Annotated in this window: 3 protein-coding genes and 1 pseudogene; all 4 read right to left on the minus strand. The window is 42.5% G+C overall.

Going from position 1 to position 2831, the window contains the following annotated elements:
• On the minus strand, positions 1–400 hold a 400-nt coding region (locus LHW48_06085), incomplete at its 3' end, for a UDP-N-acetylglucosamine 2-epimerase (GenBank protein MCB5260029.1).
• Positions 400–1539 carry a UDP-N-acetylglucosamine 2-epimerase (non-hydrolyzing) gene (gene wecB / locus LHW48_06090; GenBank protein ID MCB5260030.1) on the minus strand — a complete coding sequence of 380 codons (1140 nt, stop codon included), beginning with the start codon at positions 1537–1539 and terminating at the stop codon, positions 400–402. The genes LHW48_06085 and wecB, both read right to left, overlap by 1 nt.
• On the minus strand, positions 1526–2479 hold the full coding sequence (locus LHW48_06095; GenBank protein MCB5260031.1) for an NAD(P)-dependent oxidoreductase: 954 nt from the start codon (positions 2477–2479) through the stop codon (positions 1526–1528). The genes wecB and LHW48_06095 overlap by 14 nt, the downstream gene beginning before the upstream one ends.
• 58 nt (positions 2480–2537) lie before the next feature.
• Positions 2538–2831, minus strand: a pseudogene (locus tag LHW48_06100) (polysaccharide biosynthesis protein).

The raw sequence follows: 2831 nt of genomic DNA on the forward strand, positions 1-2831 counted from the left end.
CAAGCATCTCCAGCCTTTTCCGGGTTCTGGGATGCGTGCTCACGATGATCGGATATTGGAATTTCTCAGCCAACGTGTTCAGCACATGACCAATACGCTTGAGATTATCCGGGTAATCCACATTCTCCTCACGATGCACCGAAACCAAGAAGTATTTTCGTGGCTGGAGATTGAGCTTATCCAAAGCGTTCGATCGATTGATCTTTGCCAAATAACGCATCAGCACTTCATACATGGGAGATCCGGTCACATAAACACGTCGGTGTGAAAGCCCTTCTGCCAAAAGATGTCTGCGTGAATTCTCAGTATAAACAAGGTTAAAATCCGCAATGTGATCGATCATCTTTCGATTGATCTCTTCAGGTACATTGGCGTCAAAGCTGCGAAGCCTTTTTCCCATTACCATCTACCTACTCTACCCTTCAAATGCCACTCATCCAACACTTTCATTACCCTCCCAGCGGTCTTCCCATCCCAGTATTTCGGTATAGAACCCTTCTTCACTTCGCCCTGCAATATCTTAATAGAGCATTGTACAATACTCTCGCTATCCAGTGGCACTAATTGATTAGTGCCCTCGGTGATAGTGATTGGGCGTTCTGTGTTTTCTCTTAGAGTAAGACAGGGTACACCAAAGAAGGTTGATTCTTCCTGGATACCACCGGAATCCGTAAGAATGAACTTAGCGCTCATCTGTAACTTCATAAAATCAAGATAGCCGATGGGTTCTGTGATAATCAAATTGGGAATATCAGCCAGTTTGGACTTTAAGCCAAGCCGCTCGATGTTCTTACTGGTTCTGGGATGCATAGGGAATATTATCCTGACCTGTTTACCAATCTCGCGAAATGCAGATAAGAGCATATCCAAACCATCCACTTCATCCACATTTGAAGGACGATGTAGGGTAACCAACGCGTAGGGATCATTTTCACTAATTCCTAACTCACTCATTATCGTAGATCTCTCTGATTTAACTCGATGCTCAATCAACGAATCAATCATGATATTGCCTACCAAATGAATCCTCTCAGCAGAAACTCCTTCTTTTAGGAGATTAGCATCACCATCCTCTGACGGCGTAAGCAGTAGGTCTGATATCCTGTCGGTAAGAATTCTGTTTATCTCCTCCGGCATTCTTTCATCAAAGCTGCGTAAACCGGCTTCAAGATGAGCTACTGGAATATGCAGCTTCTTTGCTACCAGTGCACAAGAAATTGTAGAATTTACATCGCCCGCGACAATAACCAGATCAGGTCTGTTACCGGAAAGAATGTATTCTTCGTAGCGCTCAATTATTCGGGCCGTCTGCTGTCCATGAGTCCCGGATCCAACGTGTAAATATGCATCCGGTTCCGGCATACCCAAATCCTCAAAAAAGAGCTTGGACATCTTCTCGTCATAATGCTGCCCTGTGTGAATCAATGTAGGTGTATATCTTTCATTCTGTTCTTTGAGTGCCTTGTAAAGTGGTGCCATCTTCATGAAGTTCGGACGAGCACCGACTATTAGGTGTATTACAATCTTATGAAATACCATAGTAGTCTTTCATCCAATCAATCGTTTTCTTTACTCCATCCTCCAATGAGACTGATTCTACATGGCCCAATTCATTAACCGACAGGGAATTATCAGTCTTCTTAATCTTGGTAGTAAGAACTTCGGCATCTTGTAACGTAATCAGCTTTTTTGGGGCACCAGTGTAGTTCCATATAATCTCAGCTAGCGTCTCAATATCATGAAACTGGTTGCTGCCAATATTGTATACTCGTCCCGGAATAAAGTTGTTGGCTATGTTTGCAACTGTTTCCACGCAATCTCCAATATATGTGCTTGATCTATAGTATCCTCTATAAACAGTAATTGGAAGTTTGAATAGTGCATGGTAACAGAATTTGCAGTTAACAGATCGATAAGGATGATAGTATTCTCCTGGGCCATATGTATTAAACAATCGCACTGTTACTGTTTCAGTATTAAACAACGCTATGGAGTTTCTAATCTGCATTTCGTTTGCCCACTTCGTGATGGCATAATCATTCATCTGTTTGATTTCTATTGTATCCATCACTGATTCGCTCATGACACCTTCATAATCTCCATACACTTCAGAACTTGAGAAGTGAACCAACCTAAATCTCAGTTCCTCTTGTAGCCTAAGTATGTTTTTCAAGCCAATAAGATTGGATTTCCACAGCTGCTCAAAATAATCCTCTCCATTCCACCTACCAAACTCAGCAGCACAGTTATACACTATATCGAAGGGTCCTGCTTGTTTTAATACTCTTTCAATCTGTCGATATTCACCAATGTCACATCTAGAATATGTCCATGCTTCATTACTCATCTGCTGAATATAGCCCGTTTCACCGGCATGATGTAACAGGTCGACACCGAACACACTGTGCCCTCTCTCTCGTAAAATCTTGACGAGCATTTGCCCGACAACTCCTTTTGAACCAGTTACTAGAATTCTCATACTATCACCTCTTATTTATACTTTGCCTTATATATCTATGTACATTCCATTTCAAAATGCCATATCGTGTTCCGCAGAGAACAGTGCCATTCTTCGGTTGTTGACGGGAATAAGCCACCATCACCTTCTCCATCATAGCTTTGGACATACCCATAGCATTGATAGGATAGACAGCTTTATCCGTTGACAGCACAATGGCTTTCTTCACATTGTTGGCAATCGCTGCCCTGAGCACATTTTCCGCACCCAATACATTGGTTTTCACCGCCTGGATAGGAAAAAACTCACAAGAGGGCACTTGCTTCAACGCGGCAGCATGAAACACATAGTCCACTCCGATCATGGCATTTGC

Source organism: Candidatus Cloacimonadota bacterium (assembly GCA_020532355.1).
Classification (GTDB): domain Bacteria; phylum Cloacimonadota; class Cloacimonadia; order Cloacimonadales; family Cloacimonadaceae; genus UBA5456.

Coding starts and splice junctions, on each gene's coding strand:
- wecB (MCB5260030.1), bottom strand. CDS start 1,539: ATGGTATTTCATAAGATTGTAATACACCTAATAGTCGGTGCTCGTCCG.
- LHW48_06095 (MCB5260031.1), bottom strand. CDS start 2,479: ATGAGAATTCTAGTAACTGGTTCAAAAGGAGTTGTCGGGCAAATGCTC.